The 15018-nt window shown below is 65.0% G+C and carries 12 protein-coding genes and 1 pseudogene; 6 read left to right on the top strand and 7 right to left on the bottom strand.

Annotation, left to right across the window (positions count from 1 at the left end; genetic code table 11):
• Entirely contained in the window at positions 1 to 1116 is a 1116-nt protein-coding gene (locus ACQ86E_RS29010; RefSeq protein ID WP_431202892.1) for a helix-turn-helix domain-containing protein, read from the bottom strand.
• Between the two features lie 326 nt (positions 1117 to 1442).
• Here ACQ86E_RS29010 and ACQ86E_RS29015 point away from each other — a divergent pair, with 326 nt between their 5' ends.
• Positions 1443 to 3962, top strand: a complete 2520-nt coding sequence (locus ACQ86E_RS29015) for an autotransporter domain-containing protein (RefSeq protein ID WP_431202893.1) — start codon at positions 1443 to 1445, stop codon at positions 3960 to 3962.
• A gap of 62 nt (positions 3963 to 4024) precedes the next feature.
• Here ACQ86E_RS29015 and ACQ86E_RS29020 read toward each other — a convergent pair whose 3' ends face one another.
• The 4 genes from ACQ86E_RS29020 to ACQ86E_RS29035 form a co-directional block, all read right to left on the bottom strand.
• Entirely contained in the window at positions 4025 to 4579 is a 555-nt protein-coding gene (locus ACQ86E_RS29020; RefSeq protein ID WP_431202894.1) for a dihydrofolate reductase, read from the bottom strand.
• Positions 4580 to 4587: 8 nt separating this feature from the next.
• Positions 4588 to 5601 (bottom strand): polysaccharide deacetylase family protein, encoded by a 1014-nt coding sequence (locus ACQ86E_RS29025; RefSeq protein WP_431202895.1) that lies wholly within the window; start codon positions 5599 to 5601, stop codon positions 4588 to 4590.
• Between the two features lie 164 nt (positions 5602 to 5765).
• Complete coding sequence (locus tag ACQ86E_RS29030) at positions 5766 to 6332, bottom strand: glutathione peroxidase (protein ID WP_431202896.1); 567 nt, start codon at positions 6330 to 6332, stop codon at positions 5766 to 5768.
• A 94-nt stretch (positions 6333 to 6426) separates the two neighbouring features.
• On the bottom strand, positions 6427 to 8055 hold the full coding sequence (locus tag ACQ86E_RS29035; RefSeq protein WP_431202897.1) for a L,D-transpeptidase family protein: 1629 nt from the start codon (positions 8053 to 8055) through the stop codon (positions 6427 to 6429).
• 208 nt (positions 8056 to 8263) lie between these two features.
• Here ACQ86E_RS29035 and ACQ86E_RS29040 point away from each other — a divergent pair.
• Both ACQ86E_RS29040 and ACQ86E_RS29045 read left to right on the top strand, forming a co-directional pair.
• Positions 8264 to 8811, top strand: a pseudogene (locus ACQ86E_RS29040) (CreA family protein).
• A 799-nt stretch (positions 8812 to 9610) separates the two neighbouring features.
• Positions 9611 to 9976: a hypothetical protein gene (locus ACQ86E_RS29045; RefSeq protein ID WP_431206587.1), complete on the top strand. Its 366-nt coding sequence runs from the start codon at positions 9611 to 9613 to the stop codon at positions 9974 to 9976.
• A 3-nt stretch (positions 9977 to 9979) separates the two neighbouring features.
• Here the strand turns inward: ACQ86E_RS29045 and ACQ86E_RS29050 are convergent, their stop codons facing one another.
• Positions 9980 to 10225: a DUF6719 family protein gene (locus tag ACQ86E_RS29050; protein WP_431202898.1), complete on the bottom strand. Its 246-nt coding sequence runs from the start codon at positions 10223 to 10225 to the stop codon at positions 9980 to 9982.
• Positions 10226 to 10292: 67 nt separating this feature from the next.
• Positions 10293 to 11780 carry a PLP-dependent aminotransferase family protein gene (locus ACQ86E_RS29055; protein ID WP_431202899.1) on the bottom strand — a complete coding sequence of 496 codons (1488 nt, stop codon included), beginning with the start codon at positions 11778 to 11780 and terminating at the stop codon, positions 10293 to 10295.
• Positions 11781 to 11855: 75 nt separating this feature from the next.
• Between ACQ86E_RS29055 and ACQ86E_RS29060 the strand changes: the two genes are divergently transcribed.
• From ACQ86E_RS29060 to ACQ86E_RS29070, 3 genes are all read left to right on the top strand, one after another.
• Complete coding sequence (locus ACQ86E_RS29060; protein WP_431202900.1) at positions 11856 to 12581, top strand: pyridoxamine 5'-phosphate oxidase family protein; 726 nt, start codon at positions 11856 to 11858, stop codon at positions 12579 to 12581.
• A gap of 52 nt (positions 12582 to 12633) precedes the next feature.
• Positions 12634 to 13911, top strand: a complete 1278-nt coding sequence (locus tag ACQ86E_RS29065) for an ArgE/DapE family deacylase (RefSeq protein ID WP_431202901.1) — start codon at positions 12634 to 12636, stop codon at positions 13909 to 13911.
• A 264-nt stretch (positions 13912 to 14175) separates the two neighbouring features.
• Positions 14176 to 14985 carry an alpha/beta hydrolase gene (locus ACQ86E_RS29070; protein ID WP_431202902.1) on the top strand — a complete coding sequence of 270 codons (810 nt, stop codon included), beginning with the start codon at positions 14176 to 14178 and terminating at the stop codon, positions 14983 to 14985.
• The last annotated feature ends 33 nt before the right edge of the window (positions 14986 to 15018 follow it).

The following is a 15018-nucleotide window of genomic DNA, read 5'->3' on the forward strand; positions in this document are numbered from 1 at the left end:
TCAGTCGGTGCCCGGCGGCGCGATCTCCCGCATCCACCGGGAGATGGTGGCGCCGTTCGCTGCGTCGGCGCCGCGCTGCACGCCGAGCAGGGCGGCCTCCCGCGCCGCACGCGGCGTAATGCCGTATGCGGCCTTGAATGAGCGGGTGAAGTGCGCGTCGGTGCCGAGCTGCCAGCGCCGCGCGACCTCGCTGATCCTCTGGGCTCGTGCGTCGGAGTTGGCAAGATCGAAGAAGGCGCGGTGCAGGCGGCGGCTGCGGATGTAGTCGGCGATGCCGCCGACCGGGGCGAACAGCCGGTACAGGGAGGCCCGCGACAGGCCGAAATGGGCCGCGACCGAATGGGCCGACAGATCCTCGCTGCCGAGGCCGGCCTCGATGTATTGGCGGATCCGTATCAGGGACGGGTTCACTGCGGCTGAATGGTCGGCGTCGGCCTCGACGCGCTCGAGCTCGTTGCGCAGGCAGGCGGCGAGCAGCGAGACCGTGCCCTCGACCACCGACTGGCATTCGTCGAGCGTCATGCGCGGTGCGAATTCGAGCAGGGCGGCGAGATGTCCCGCGAGCAGCCTGGCGATCACGCCGCTCTCGGGCAGCACCAGGCCATGCAGATCCCCGACCCGCAGAAGATAGGGGCCGAACATCGGACGCGGCACCACCAGCGTGACGTTCTCGAACGCCGTCGCCCGGGTCTCCAGGGTCTGGGCGAGGTCGAACAGGCAGATGTCGCCGGCGCGCACGCGGACGGGGCGGGCATCCGCGATGCCGTCGAAGCCGCCCTTCAGGTAGAGCTGGAGGATGATGTGATCGACGCCGCTGCGTGCAATCGTCTCGGCGGTGCGGCGGAAACGCTGGCCGCTGGCCCGGCTCATCCCGATCAGCACCGGTCCCATGGCATAGGAGCTGATGTCGGCGCGGAACGGACCGGGTTCGCCGGCTGCGAGGTCGTCGACGTCGAACAATGTTGCGACCGCCTCCCGCCAGGCTGCGACGTTGGCATCCGTCGCCATCTGATCGGCCGTGAAGCCGAAGGCCGGGAGCAGGGATGAAACCGGGGCCGCATCGCCCGTCAGTCCGGAGGTGTCTTTCGGACCCGTGGTCGGGCGGGCGTCGCTCATGGGTGGCGTGGTCGTGTCTCGATCGTCGTCAAGGGCCGGCCATCGCGGCCGGCCTGCCGGTCTATAGGGAGATATCCGGGGCAGGGAAAGTGGTTCGTTCGTGTACGAATCTTCACCGGTATCGTGGGGTGCGCGGGCCCCGGCGGGCGTCGCGGCAGCGGCCCGCGGCATCGGGCTCTTGCTCTTTTGTCTCAGTCTATTGATCGGCTGTTTCTCGGCCGCCGGCGCGTATTGACCGTGCGTCGCTGACGCTCGAATAGCGCCACGGGCACGGGAGACCGGCCCGGGCGTCATGACGACGTCGAGTGGCGAGGTTGGCGGCTGGAATGGTGTTGCGTGCTGATTGCGGGGCGGTCCCCGAAAGTCGGGCTGTCGGCGGGCGGTCCGGAGGCGGTTCGAGGCTGGCGCTTGCGGCCTGGTTCGGCAGTTCGTCTATCGCGCTGATCCTGGCCGCATCCCCCGCCGCGGCGACCGACGCGGCCTGGCTCTCCAATCCGGGATCGGGCAGCTACGTGACCGGATCGAACTGGAGCGGCGGCAGCGTTCCCGACGGCACCGCGTCGTTCGACGCGTCCACCATCACCAACCTGACCATTCCGAGCATCCAATCGGTCGGCGGATGGACCTTCAACGCCGATGCGGGCAACTACGTGATCACCGTGGACGGTGAATCGTCGTTGCGCTTTCTCGGTGCCGGCATCGTCGTCAACGGCGGCAGCATCGTCCTCGACATCAATGTCAGCGCCGTCAGGTTCGGCAACAGCAGTACTGCCGGGCCCGCAACGATCAATGTCAACAACGGGATGCTCTCGTTCACCCAGAGCGCCACGGCCGGGACCGCCGTGATCAACAGCGACAGCGAGATCTCGTTCAGGAACACCAGCACGGCCGGCGGTGCCAGCATCGGCAATAACGGCGGCACCGTCAGCTTCGAAGATGCAAGCACAGCAGGCAACGCCACGATCACGAACTCTGGCTCGGGAATGATCTATTTCCGCGATACGAGCAGCGGCGGTACGGCGCGCTTCATCAACAATGGCGACATCGACATCTCCGAACTGACGGCCCCCAGCGTCACGATGGGCTCGATCGAAGGCTCCGGCACGATTTATCTCGGTGGGACAAATCTCGAGGTCGGCGGCAACAACCGCTCGACCACTTATGCCGGCGTGCTGCGCGATGGCGGCAGCGGCGAGGGCTCAGGCGGCTCGCTGACCAAGGTCGGCACCGGCACGCTGGTTCTGACCGGGGCGAGCACTTATACCGGAGATACGGTCGTTGCCGGCGGTGTGCTGGACGTCGAGGGATCCATCATCGGGACTTCTTCCGTGACCGCGCAGACCGGCACAGTGCTGATGGGCGCGGGCACGATCGGGACGTCGATCGTGTCGATCGACAATGGCGGCACGCTGGCGCCCGGTAACCGCAATGCCGGAACGGTGCTGACGATCGCAGGCAGTCTCGCCTTCGCGTCCGGTGCGTTCTACCTGGTGCAGGTGAACCCGTCCGTGGCGGCCTCCACGACGGTGACGGGGACAGCGGATCTCGGGGGCGCCACCGTGAACGCGGTGTTCGCGCCTGGCAGCTATGTCTCGAAGACCTATACGATCCTCAGCGCGACGGGCGGTGTCTCCGGCACGTTTGCATCCACCATCATCAACACGGGCTTGCCGTCAAACGTCCACAGCTCACTGCGCTATGATTCCAACAACGTCTATCTCAACCTTGCGCTCGATTTCGCGATCGCGCCTGACCTCAACGTCAATCAGCGCAATGTCGGCAACGGGCTGACGAATTCGTTCAACCGGAACGGCGGCATTCCCGGCGTGTACGCCGCATTGTCTGCCGGCGGGTTGACGCTGGCCTCCGGCGAGCTCGCGACACGCGCGCAGCAGACGACGTTCGAGGCGATGGCGCAGTTCATAGGCCTGCTCGCTGCGCCAGGCGTGCCGGACTGCGTTGCGTCCGATCTGCCAGGGAAGCCGCGGCCGTGCCCTGCACCTCGTTGGAACGTTTGGGTATCGGGCTTCGGTGGCGCGCAGGCGAGCGACGGTCATGCCGCGCTCGGATCGCACGATGCGACGAGCCGCGTGTTTGGGACCGCCGTCGGGGCCGATTATCGGCTTTCGGCAAATACGCTAGCCGGCTTTGCGCTGGCCGGCGGCGGGACCAATTTTGGCGTGAACGGTCTCGGCAGCGGGCGCTCCGACCTGTTCCAGGCCGGGGCCTATCTGCGGCAGGTCAACGGGGCGGCCTACATGTCCGCGGCGCTCGCCTATGGCTGGCAAGATATCACCACCGATCGCACCGTGGCGATCTCCGGCGCGGAACGCCTGCGCGCCGGCTACAACGCCAATGCGTGGTCTGGTCGCGCCGAGAGCGGCTATCGCTTCGCTGCGCCATGGATGAAAATCGGCGTCACGCCCTATGCGGCGGGGCAGTTCACCACCGTCGCGTTGCCGGCCTATGCGGAGGCCGTGCTATCCGGCAGCGGCGCATTTGCGCTTGCATATGACGCCAGGACCGTGACGGATCCTCGCATCGAGTTCGGCATCCGCACCGACAAGGTTCTCGGCTCCAGCGACGGTGTTCTCACGCTGCGCGGGCGGCTCGCATGGGGCCACGATTTCAATCCCAATCGCACCATTGCAGCGACCTTCAGGGCGCTGCCGGATGCGAGCTTCGTCGTCAGCGGCGCTGCGCAGGCTGCGGACGCCGCGCTTCTGACGGCCAGCATCGAGAAGAAATGGTTGAGCGGCTGGTCGGCCCTGGCGACTTTCGACGGCGAGTTCTCGAACGTGACGCGGTCTTATGCGGGCAAGGGCGTCGTTCGTTATGCCTGGTGAATGAGTTGGATAGTAGTCGGTATGATAAAACCGGTACTGTGCATGGGGTTGTTTTGCGAGTTTTATCTCGCCGGCCGCCACGGCGTGACGGTAACCTCATGGTCCGCATCGAGCACGTAAGGCGCGCCCGGCTTGATCCCGTGCGACGCCAGCACCTCATGCGGCGTCCGTTCCGGCACGCCGACGAAGCAGCCTACGCCGCCGGGCAGGCGCACGCGCGGGGCTTCCGATAGCCAAAACGTGTCGTAGCGGTCCATGAACATGTCGAACACGACGGGCCCGCCGATGATCGCAACCATGCCGGAGGCGACATCGGCGAAGGCGCACGCCTGCTCGAAGCTGGCGTGATCCGGATTCCACAGCGTCGCATTCGGCATTTCAGGATCGACGGTGAGCGCCTTGATCTTGCGGGTCAGGATCAGCCGCTTGCGCTTCGGCGAATTCGGCTGCTGCTCTTGCGAGTGCCGGCCGTGCACGATCAGCGCGGCGCGATCGAGCGCCTGCTCGAAGAACAGCTTGTCGCCTTCGAACTTCAGACTGTCGGGCATGACGCGATCGGCGTCGGCGAGCATGCCGTCCGCGGAGACGATGACGTAGCCTTCGATGCGGAAGGGCAATGGCGCGGCTATTCGGAGACCGTCGTCACGACGCTGTTGACCGGCCGGCTGCTGACCGTCGGCAGCTTGATGTCCTTGAGCAGCTCCTGGTCGTATTCCGGCAACGTCGAGGCCGGGAATTTGGCACGCATCGCCACCACCTTGTAGCCGCCGGCCTTCAGCCGCTTGAGCAGTTCGGGCAGGGCTTCGGCGGTGTGCTTCTGGAAGTCGTGCATCAGGATGATGCCCTTGCCCTTGGTGTCGAGCTTCTTCATCACGGTCTCGACCACCTTCTCGGGCTTGGACGCCTTGAAGTCGAAGGAGTCGATGTCGCAGGAGAAGATCGCGGTGTTGCGGTTGCCGAGATAGGTGACCATCTCCGGCGGATGCTGGAGTGCCGGGAAGCGGAAGAACGGCGAGGGCGAAATGCCGCCGAGCGCCCACTTCACCGCGGAAAGACCCTTCTCGATCTCGTCCTTGCGCTGCGCTTCCGTGAGCTTCTTGTTGTTGAGGTTGGCGTGCGACCAAGTGTGGGTGCCCACGGTGTGACCGGCCGCGTAGACCTGCTTGAGGATCTCCGGCTCGTAGGTGGCATGCTTGCCGATCGAGAAGAAGATGCCGGTGGTGCATTCGTCGGCGAGCGCCTTCAGCACCGCCGGCGTGTTGCGCGGCCACGGGCCGTCGTCGAAGGTCAGCACCACCTCCTTGTCGCGCAGGAAGTCGAGCTCCTTGAAATGTTCGAAGCCGAACCCCGGACCACCGGTGGTGTCGATCTCGACGGTGCGGGCGACGCCGAGCGCGCCCGGCGTGTTGCAGGCGGCGCGGGCGGGCTGCGGCGCCTGCTTCGGCGGCGGCGGGTTGACGAAGCCGGTCTGCGCGGCGGCTGCTGCGGGGGCGGCCGCCGGTGCTGCAGCCGCAGCTGTCGGAGCAGGTGCCGCCTGTGTCGCGGCGGCAGGTTTTGCGGCCGGGGTCTGCGACCATGCCGCGCCCGTCAGCGCCACGGAGATCGCACTCGCCAAAATCAGTCCTGCCGCCACACGCATGGTGTTGTCCTCGAGATTGATCCCGTTGTTCTGCCGCGGCTTTTCGCCTGCGGCAAAACCATCCTGCCCCTTATGTGATCCTAGCCTAGATGGTGGGCGCTCGCCAATGCAACGGCTGTTTGGCGCTTTGCCGCAATTGTGCCCAACCGGATGGGCGGAGCGCGTCAACTGTCGGCGAGCGCCCTGGCGATCGCCGTCTTGACCCGCGTGTCCGCCGGTTCGACCGCGGACGGAAACACCTCGGCGATATAGCCATCCCGGCCGATCAGGTATTTGTGGAAGTTCCAGCGCGGAACGTCCCGGGGCCGTGCGTCGGCGGCCCATTTGTAGAACGGGTGCGCTTTCGCACCGACCACCACGGCCTTGGCCGCAAGCGGGAAGGTAACGCCGTATTGGTGGTGCGCGGTCTCCGTGATCTCGCCGGTGCCGCCGGGCTCCTGTCCGCCGAAATCGTTGGACGGCACGCCGATCACGGTTAGCCCGCGTTCGCGAAACTGGCTCCAGATCTCCTGCAGGCCGGCATATTGCGGGGTGTAGCCGCAGAGCGATGCGGTGTTGACCACGAGCAGCGGTTTGCCGGTGAAAGCGGCAAGGCGGATGTCGTCACCCGACAAAGCCGGGAAGGAGAAGGCGTAGGCCGGGATCCGGCTCATGCCGCCGTCGGCCAGCGCACGTGTCGCGGATGCCGTCGTCGCCAGAAGCCCGGTGAGCATGGTCCTGCGGTTCATCATGACGGCGTCCCCCGAAATGATCCAGGATGCAGCTTACTCCGCCGCCGCGGCCCGCCTGCTCAACACCGCGTTATCGGCTGCCGGTGAGGCGACCTTAGTACAGGCGGACGATGAAGTCGGTGCCTTCGCCGGTCTCGCCCTGGTTGATGCCCTGGTCGGAGACGATGATCGAACCGCCCGTGGTCAGCATCTCGTTGACCTTCGCCATGGCGTCGGCGGGGACCGAGACTCGATCGAGTGCCTCGGCCGGGCTGTTCGGCGTCACCACGGCCCTGGCGGCAACGGGGATCACGGCAGCGCCACCCTTGCGGCGTGTGATGCGGCCGTCGTCCTCGCGCGCGGCGGAGCGGATGGAGACGGGCAGCGACACCACCGACCAATGCAGCGCATTGGTGTCGGTCTTGTCGACTTCGGCAGTGAAGACATGCGTGCCGAGCGGCCGGTCGCTCGCGGCAATCGTGACGGGCACCTCGAACAGCGGCGCGAAATTCTGCCGCACGTAGAGCTTGGAATCCTTGCGGCTGATGAAGACGGCGATCTGGCCGGCACGTTTGGGCGCTTCCGGCTTTGCGGCGGGCGCGGGATCGGCGATGCGGGTCTCGTCCTTCTTCACATCGGACGAAGGCGCCGTAGCCGCTACGGCTGTGTCGGGCTTCTTCGCGGTGTCGGCCGGTTCGGTCTTGGACGCCTCGACCTTGTCGGCAAGATTGTCACCGGGGGGCGTCGAAGCCTTGTTCAATTCCCCGGGCGCTTCCTTGGGCGCTTCCGCGGTCTCGGTTGGTTTTGCGTCTTCGGACGGCTTGGGTGCCTCCGCGCTCTTGGTCTCGGACGCCGCCGGCTCTTCGACCTTGTCGGCCGGTGCGGCAGCTTGCTCGCGCGCCGCCGCGTTGCCGGTGGTCGCATCCGACATCACGGTGTGGCCGACCGACGAGCGCAGTTCGAGCACGCTGTCCGCGCTTGCGGTCTTGGTCTCGACCGGCTTGGCTTCAGCGGCCCTGGTTTGTGCCGCGCCCTTGTCGGCCTTGTCGCCGACGCTGGTCTGCGGCCCGAGGCTGGCCGTGGGTTGCGGCGCCACGCGCACCGAGGCGAGCAGGGGATGCGAAAAGTTCTGCGGCGACATCTGGCCAGGCGTGACGATCACGCGCGCACCCATCCGGGTCCAGTTCCACATCTTCACGGCGAACGCCATCGGCATGCGGATGCAGCCATGCGAGGCCGGATAGCCCGGCAGAACGCCCGCATGCATCGCAACGCCGGACCAGGTGATCCGCTGCATGTAAGGCATCGGCGCGCCGCTATAGATGTTGGAATGGTGGAATTTGTGCTTCTGAATGACGCTGAACACACCCATCGGCGTCGAATGGCCCTTCATGCCTGTCGACACCGGAGATTCCGCGAACATGCCGTTGTTATCGTAGACGGTCACCTTCTGCCGCTCGATCGAGACGACGATGACGAGCGGGCCCTGCGGCTTGGTGCCGACTTCCTTCTCGGCGGCGACGACCTTCTTGCCCGCCGCGCCGCGCTTCTGCGGCTTCTGGCGCGGGATGTCGGGATGCCGATCCTGCCGGGACGCGTAGGTCCCGTCGGAATAATCCGTCCAGTAATAAGATGCGGCGTCTGCCTGGCCCGCTGTACCGATCGCACCTGCCGCCGTCAGAATGGCGACCTGCCACAGCCGGTTTGGCGCGGCAGCAAAACGGGACACGTTCACGCTATTCATTCCTCGAATCCACAATCCAAATCAGTGATTAGTCTCGCAGAGGGATACGCGTTCACCAGCAGAGCGGTTCTGCCATCAGCGACTTTTGTCCTAGCCGTAGCAAAAAAGCCTCACGGAGCGGTAAACGGCGGCCGCGCCCGGCGGCCCGTCGTCTTCCTGTCCGGCTGTCGCATCCCTACATTGCGGGGACTCGTTACCGGAGAACTTCATGTCATTTCGTTTCCCCGATCTTTCCGGCATCCGCTTGAAAGGCCTCGCTTTATTCCTCCTGGCCCTGGCCGCGCCGGTGGCTTCCGCATCCGCCGCCGACGAGCCGGATCTGATCTTCCGCCGCTCGACCGTGTTCAAATGGATGAGCCCGAACGACAAGCTTGCGACCTATGGCCTCGACGACCCCGAGGTCGAGGGCGTCGCCTGCCATTTCACGGTGCCGGAGAAGGGCGGCTTCAAGGGCTGGCTTGGCCTTGCCGAGGAGGTCTCGGACATCTCGCTCGCCTGCCGTCAGACAGGGCCGATCAAGTTCAAGAACAAGATGGAGCAGGGCGACGACATGTTCCGCCAGCGCCGATCGCTGTTCTTCAAGAAGATGCAGATCGTGCGCGGCTGTGATGCCAAGCGCAACGTGCTGGTCTACATGGTCTATTCGGACCGGCTGATCGAGGGCTCGCCGAAGAACTCGACCTCGACCGTGCCGATCATGCCGTGGGACCGGCTGACGCCAACGTCCAGAAGTGTGCCGAGTTCTTCACTCAGTAGCGACGATGCGGCTGGCCCGCGATCTCGCGAGATGCGAGCCGGTCAGCCGTACGAAGGCCTGCGCCGCGGCCTCAGAGCCGCGGCTTGATTGCAACGTCATCGCGCCGGGCGATGTGGCGAGCTTGACCTGCGCGTTCCGTCAATTGGTCCGCGTCGCGCGCCGCTGCGCGATCTTGCGCCATCATGATGGCCATTCCTCACGTGAATGTGCCCGGTGATCCGGGCTTCTGGTTTCGATGGCTTGGGTCGCAGCCGAAGCGCTGCCGGTTCGAAAGGATCCAGCCTTCGTTTGAATTCCTCTTCAGCAGAAAAACGTAAAATGCATGTGAAGCGTGGAAGGCGCGAACATGACAGCGCACCGTGCGCGGCTGGTTCCGGGTTCCAGCGGAACAGGCAGGGAAATTTAGGCCGCGGGCGGCCCATCTGAAAACATTGGGGTTTTCCGCCGAATGTTTCGTTGCTCCGGAGGCGGCGAAACAATTCTCGCAAAGATGAAACCATTTTCCGCTTTTGGCGCATCACGGGCGAAACCGCCCATGGTTATCAGCTTCGTAACGACGACGGCGCACTGCCGGCCAGGAAATTGAGAGACAAGACAATGCGCGCGCTCAGCTTCATCCTCGCATTTGGTTTCGTGCTTGCCGGTTCCTCGTTTGCGGGCGCGCCGGATGGCGGTCCTGCCCGGTGTCGGCACCTTCCAGTACAGCGGCTCGCCGGTCACGACCGCATCGTCGCAACCGATCGTGGTCGCCGTGCGTTTCTGATCGCCGCCAAGAAGAAGCAGCCGATAAAGGCCATCATGATTGTTCGTATTTGTGCCGCAGCCTTCGTATCCGTTCTGACGATCAGCGCCGCGCAGGCGCAGGTGCGCACGCCCTCACGGCTGCCAGATCCACGCATCGAATTCGTGCGTCAGTGTGCGCCGCGCATGATTGGGCGCTGGGAGCATCCGGAGGAGGTCTGTGGCTGCCTGCATGATCACGCCGCCGCGGCCGTCGAGGACCGCGATCTGCGCGAGGCGCTGCTGCGCGGCATCAGCGAGACCGGTGTGCCGACCATCGAGACAGATTGGGTGCCGGCGTCCAAGCAAAGCGAGATCGGCCCGACCTTCACCAAAATCGCCAAGCCGACCCTTCAATGCATGTTCGATCCGGCGAAGTCGTAGGCGTCACTTCGACCTCGGACCGAACCGCGGCACGCAGGTGCTTGTCCGCGCCACGCCCTTCTCGGTCATCTTCGCGCCGCGCACTTCCTTCACCTGTCCGGCCGGACAGGTTCCGTCATCCACCATCACACGCTGACCAAGCTTGAGATCGGCGATGTCCTCCACGCGCCCGACCGTAGCTGCATGCGCGGTCGAGGCCAGCACGCTGGAGATCAGGAGCGAAAGGAGGGCAGTGCGGCGGAGTGACATGATGAGAGCTCCCGTAATCGATGCCTCAATGTAGGGAGCGGCCGGCGATTCTGACAGCGAAGCTTCGTCATGCCCGCCGGGCCGATTTGTTCTTGGCGCCCAAGCTGTTCTTGGCGCCCAAGGCGAGGCGCGACTCCTGCGCGAGCCGCTTCGCTGACGCCACCAGCTTTGGAACCGCGTGCCCCGAAAACCCCAGCACGAATCCGGGCAGGGGACGCGCCCGCGAATAGGTGTCGGCCAATAGCCAGCCCTCCGCGCCGGCCGCTTGCTTCGCCACTGCTGCCACCGACAGATCGACCGAAGGATTGAACCGGGCAACAAGGTGCAGCCCCTGTGACGGCACCGGCACCGACAGTGCGCCATCGGACGCTGCTTCCAGCGTCTCAGCCAACGCATCGCGTGCTTCGCGATAGAGTTTTCGCACGCGTTTGAGGTTCGCGGCGAACGCGCCGGAATTGAGCATGTCGGCGACTGCGCCTTCCATCAGCGTGCCGGGAAAGCGGTCGAGCGCGGCCCGCGTGGCCGTCACGTCGGCGATCAGGCGCTCGGGCAGGGCGCAATAGCCGATGCGCAGGCCCGGAAACAGCGTCTTGGCGAATGTGCCCATGTAGATCACCCGCTGGAGGTGATCGATGCCGGCCAGCGACATCAGCGGCGCGCCGTCATATCGGAACTCGCTGTCGTAATCGTCCTCCAGCACGAAGGCGCCAGCCTGCCTTGCCCAGTCGAGCAGCTCAAGCCGCCGCGGCATCGACATCTGAACGCCCAGTGGAAACTGGTGCGACGGTGTCACATAGGCCGCGCGCGCCGCCGGCGCCGCACTGCGGCCCTTGGCAACGCGTATGCCGTGCTTGTCCAGGGGAACGGGCACGGCGCGATAGCCGCAATGCGCGATGGTATTTCGCGCGGCAGGGTAGCCGGGGTCCTCGCACCAGACCTGATCGCCAGCCTTCAGGATCGCGCTCAGCACGATGCGCAGCGCGTGCAGCGTGCCTGACGTCAGCATGATCTGATCGGGATCGCAGCGCAGGCCGCGCGCCGACAGCAGATGATCGGCGATCGCCGCGCGCAGCTCGCGGCTGCCGCGGGGATCGCCATAGTGCAGATGCTCGGACCCGAACGCGCGCATGCGCCTGCCGACGAAGCCGCGAAAACGCTGCAAGGCGCGCTCGTCGATATGGGTGCAGCCGAGCGAGAACGCGCCTTGTCGTGGCGGCTCGATCACGACCTTTGGTTTCTTCGGCTCGACTGAGCGAGCCGGAATGCGCGCGGCGACGAACGTGCCGGAGCCGACGGTGGCGTCGGCAAAGCCGTCGGCAATCAGCCGTTCATAGGCGGTGACGATGGCGTTTCGGCGAAAGCCCGTCTGCTTCGCCAGTGTCCGTGATGGTGGCAGCGGCTCGCCGGGCTTCGCGAGGCCGGCGACGATCACCTCGCACAGCGCCTGATACAGCCGGTGCGCTGCGGAGGCGCCGGCCGTGATGTGCGGACCGGTGAGGTCGAGCGTCAATTCGGCCTTGGCAGGTGCAGAGGAATTGGTCGGAATATTTTGCATGGAATTGGCACTATCGCAGACCAAATGAGCCGCTACAACTGCGCTGGAATTGTTCCCATCCCGACAGGAGCGGCCGTGAGCCAGACTGAAACCCAAAATTCCTACCCGACGTCAGCGCGCAACCAGGTGAAGCGCCGTCACGACCGCGGCTTTTACGATCACGACACCGTTCATCGCATCCTCGACTCCTCGATGATGTGCCACGTGTCGTATGTCATCGACGGCCAGCCTTATTGCACGCCGACGTTCTTCTGGCGCGAGGGCACCAAGCTGTACTGGCACGGTTCGAGCGCGAGCCGCATGCTGCGCAACCAGACCCGGGGCGAGCGCGTCTGCCTCACGGTCGCTCATCTCGACAGCCTGGTGCTGGCGCGCTGCGGCTTCAACCACTCCGCCGATTACCGCGCCGTGATGGCGTTCGGCACCGCCTATCTCGTTACCGATCCCGAGGAGAAAGAGCGCGCGGTGATCGCGATGGTCGATCGTTTCTTCCCGGATCGTACCGCAAGCCTGCGAGCCAGCAACACGCAGGAGATCAAGGCGACCTCGTTCATCGCGATGGAGATCGAGGAGGCCTCCGCAAAAGTTCGCGCCAAGGGTGTCGCGGACGATGACGAGGACTACGCGCTGCCGATCTATGCCGAGCGGATCCCCGTGCGCACCGTGCTCGGCGCGCCGGAGCCGTGTCCGCGGCTGCTCGACGGCGTCACGCGTCCTGGGACGCTGAATGGCTATTCGGAAGGCCGACTGCTCGAAGATGCATTGCGGGATGCATATTTTGTGGAGTACCCGAACGGCTGAAATCGGCTAGCTTGCGGGCTCTTCGATTTGTTTGACCGCCTGGAGCAGCCTGATGAATGCCGAAACGCAACAGAGGATTCTTGACGCCGTCGATGCCGGCTTCGAAGCCCAGCTTGCGACCACCCGTGATTTCGTTGCGATCCCTTCGACCCGCGGGGCGGAGGGGCCGTGCCAGGACATGATCGGCGACCTCCTGCGAGAGCGCGGTTACGAGGTCGACGACTGGCACATCAATGTCGACGATCTCAAGGACCTCCGCGGCTTCGGGCCGATCGAACATGATTTCTCCAAGGCACGCTCGGTGGTGGGCACCTACCGTCCGCAGACCAACACCGGTAAATCGCTGATCCTTCAGGGGCATTGCGACGTGGTGCCCGCGGGCCCGCTGGAGTTGTGGGACACACCGCCGTTCTCGCCGGTCGTCAAGGACGGCAAGATGTTCGGCCGCGGGGCCTGTGACATGAAATCCGGCACGATCGGCGCGCTTCATGCGCTGGACGCGATCAAGGCCGCTGGTTTCAAGCCGACCGCGCGCATTCACTTCCAGTCGGTGATCGAGGAGGAGAGCACCGGAGTCGGCGCGCTCTCGACGCTGCAGCGCGGCTACCGCGCGGACGCCTGCTTCATCCCGGAGCCGACCGCCGGCAAGATGGTGCGTTCCCAGGTTGGTGTGATCTGGTTCCGCCTGCGGGTGAAGGGCCATCCCACCCATGTCGCCTTCGCCGGCTCCGGCTCCAATGCGATCATGGCCGCCTATCATCTCGTCCACGCCCTGCAAAAGCTCGAGATCGAGTGGAACGAGCGCGCCAAGGCCGATCGTCATTTCAAGACGCTCAACCACCCCATCAACTTCAACCCCGGCATCATCAAGGGCGGCGACTGGGCCTCCAGCGTGCCGGCCTGGTGCGACGTCGACTGCCGCATCGCGATTTTGCCGGGCTGGTCGGTGGCCGATCACCAGAAGGAGATTTTGGCGTGTGTCTCCGCTGCCTCGCGGAACCACCGCTTCCTCGCCAACAATCCGCCTGAAGTCGAATGGTCCGGCTTCCTGTCGGAAGGTTACGAGCTGACCGACTCCGCGGCACCGGAGGCCGCGTTTGGCAAGGCCTTCAACAAGGTCTATGGCGGCGCAGTCGAAGACCTCGTCTTCACCGCGCTCACGGACACCCGCTTCTACGGCCTCAATTATGGCATCCCGAGCCTGTGCTTCGGCGCGAGCGGCGGCGAGATGCACGGCTTCAACGAATTCGTCGACCTGGACTCGCTGAAGAAGTCGACCAAGGCAACGGCGCTGTTCATCGCGGAATGGTGCGGGGTGGAGAAGGCGTAGGCGCGAGCCTCGCGCCATCCGTCGTCATTGCGAGGAGCGAAGCGACGAAGCAATCCAGACTGCCGCCGTGGAGTGATTCTGGATTGCTTCGCTCCGATCGCAATGACGGAGTTGGCTGCCAGATCCGCCTTGAGAGGAAAGATATTGCACGTCCGCTGCCCAATCGACCGGCTTTCCCAAATACTTTAAGCTTAAAATAAAGACTAGGATGCAGGCCGTGCCGGTGGCAGACTGGCGTCGCGGGACGAGCCCCTGGGAGTCACGATGCGCGATTGGGATGATGCTTACGCCAATTCGGCCCATATCCCGGGTTCGGACAAGATGCCTGCGCAATGGACGGAGCGGGCGGCGGCTTACCGCGCCGGACTGAAAGGTTTTCGTACCGATATCGCCTATGGCGACGGCGAGCGTCAGCGCCTCGACCTCATCCTGCCTGACGGCGACAGCAAGGGTCTCGTCGTCTTCGTGCACGGCGGCTACTGGATGCGCTTCGACAAGTCGACCTGGACCGATCTGGCCGAAGGCGCGCGGCACCACGGTTGGACGGTGGCGTTGCCGAGCTACACCCTGACGCCGGCCGCACGCATATGTGACATCACCGCGGAAATCACTGCCGCAATCGCCAAGGCCGCTTCGCTCGCTTCAGGTCCGATCCGTCTCGCCGGCCATTCCGCCGGCGGCCACCTCGTCACGCGCATGCTGTGCGACGACAGCCGGCTGGAGCCCGCCGTCTACAACCGCATCGCCGGCACGCTTTCGATCAGTGGCCTGCATGATCTGCGTCCGCTGCTGAAGACGAAGATGAACGAGACGCTGCGCATGACCATGGAGGAGGCGACGCTCGAAAGCGCGGCGCTGCACTTGCCGCGCGGACATTCGCCCGTGACCGCCTGGGTCGGCGGCAGCGAGCGGCCGGAATTCATCCGCCAGTCCGATCTGATGGCCAATGTCTGGACCGGCTTCGACGTACCGACGCGCCTCGTCGTCGATCCCGGGCTGAACCATTTCACCGTGATCGACGGACTGAAGGATCCATCATCGCCGATCACCGCGCGCCTGATCGGCCTCGACTGACGAGGCGAGGATGATCGATCGAAAGGGCCTGTC

The organism is Bradyrhizobium betae (genome assembly GCF_050632175.1).
GTDB classification, from domain to species: domain Bacteria; phylum Pseudomonadota; class Alphaproteobacteria; order Rhizobiales; family Xanthobacteraceae; genus Bradyrhizobium; species Bradyrhizobium betae_B.

Coding starts and splice junctions, on each gene's coding strand:
- ACQ86E_RS29010 (WP_431202892.1), bottom strand. CDS start 1,116: ATGAGCGACGCCCGCCCGACCACGGGTCCGAAAGACACCTCCGGACTG.
- ACQ86E_RS29015 (WP_431202893.1), top strand. CDS start 1,443: ATGGTGTTGCGTGCTGATTGCGGGGCGGTCCCCGAAAGTCGGGCTGTC.
- ACQ86E_RS29025 (WP_431202895.1), bottom strand. CDS start 5,601: ATGCGTGTGGCGGCAGGACTGATTTTGGCGAGTGCGATCTCCGTGGCG.
- ACQ86E_RS29030 (WP_431202896.1), bottom strand. CDS start 6,332: ATGATGAACCGCAGGACCATGCTCACCGGGCTTCTGGCGACGACGGCA.
- ACQ86E_RS29035 (WP_431202897.1), bottom strand. CDS start 8,055: ATGAATAGCGTGAACGTGTCCCGTTTTGCTGCCGCGCCAAACCGGCTG.
- ACQ86E_RS29045 (WP_431206587.1), top strand. CDS start 9,611: ATGATTGTTCGTATTTGTGCCGCAGCCTTCGTATCCGTTCTGACGATC.
- ACQ86E_RS29050 (WP_431202898.1), bottom strand. CDS start 10,225: ATGTCACTCCGCCGCACTGCCCTCCTTTCGCTCCTGATCTCCAGCGTG.
- ACQ86E_RS29055 (WP_431202899.1), bottom strand. CDS start 11,780: ATGCAAAATATTCCGACCAATTCCTCTGCACCTGCCAAGGCCGAATTG.
- ACQ86E_RS29065 (WP_431202901.1), top strand. CDS start 12,634: ATGAATGCCGAAACGCAACAGAGGATTCTTGACGCCGTCGATGCCGGC.
- ACQ86E_RS29070 (WP_431202902.1), top strand. CDS start 14,176: ATGCGCGATTGGGATGATGCTTACGCCAATTCGGCCCATATCCCGGGT.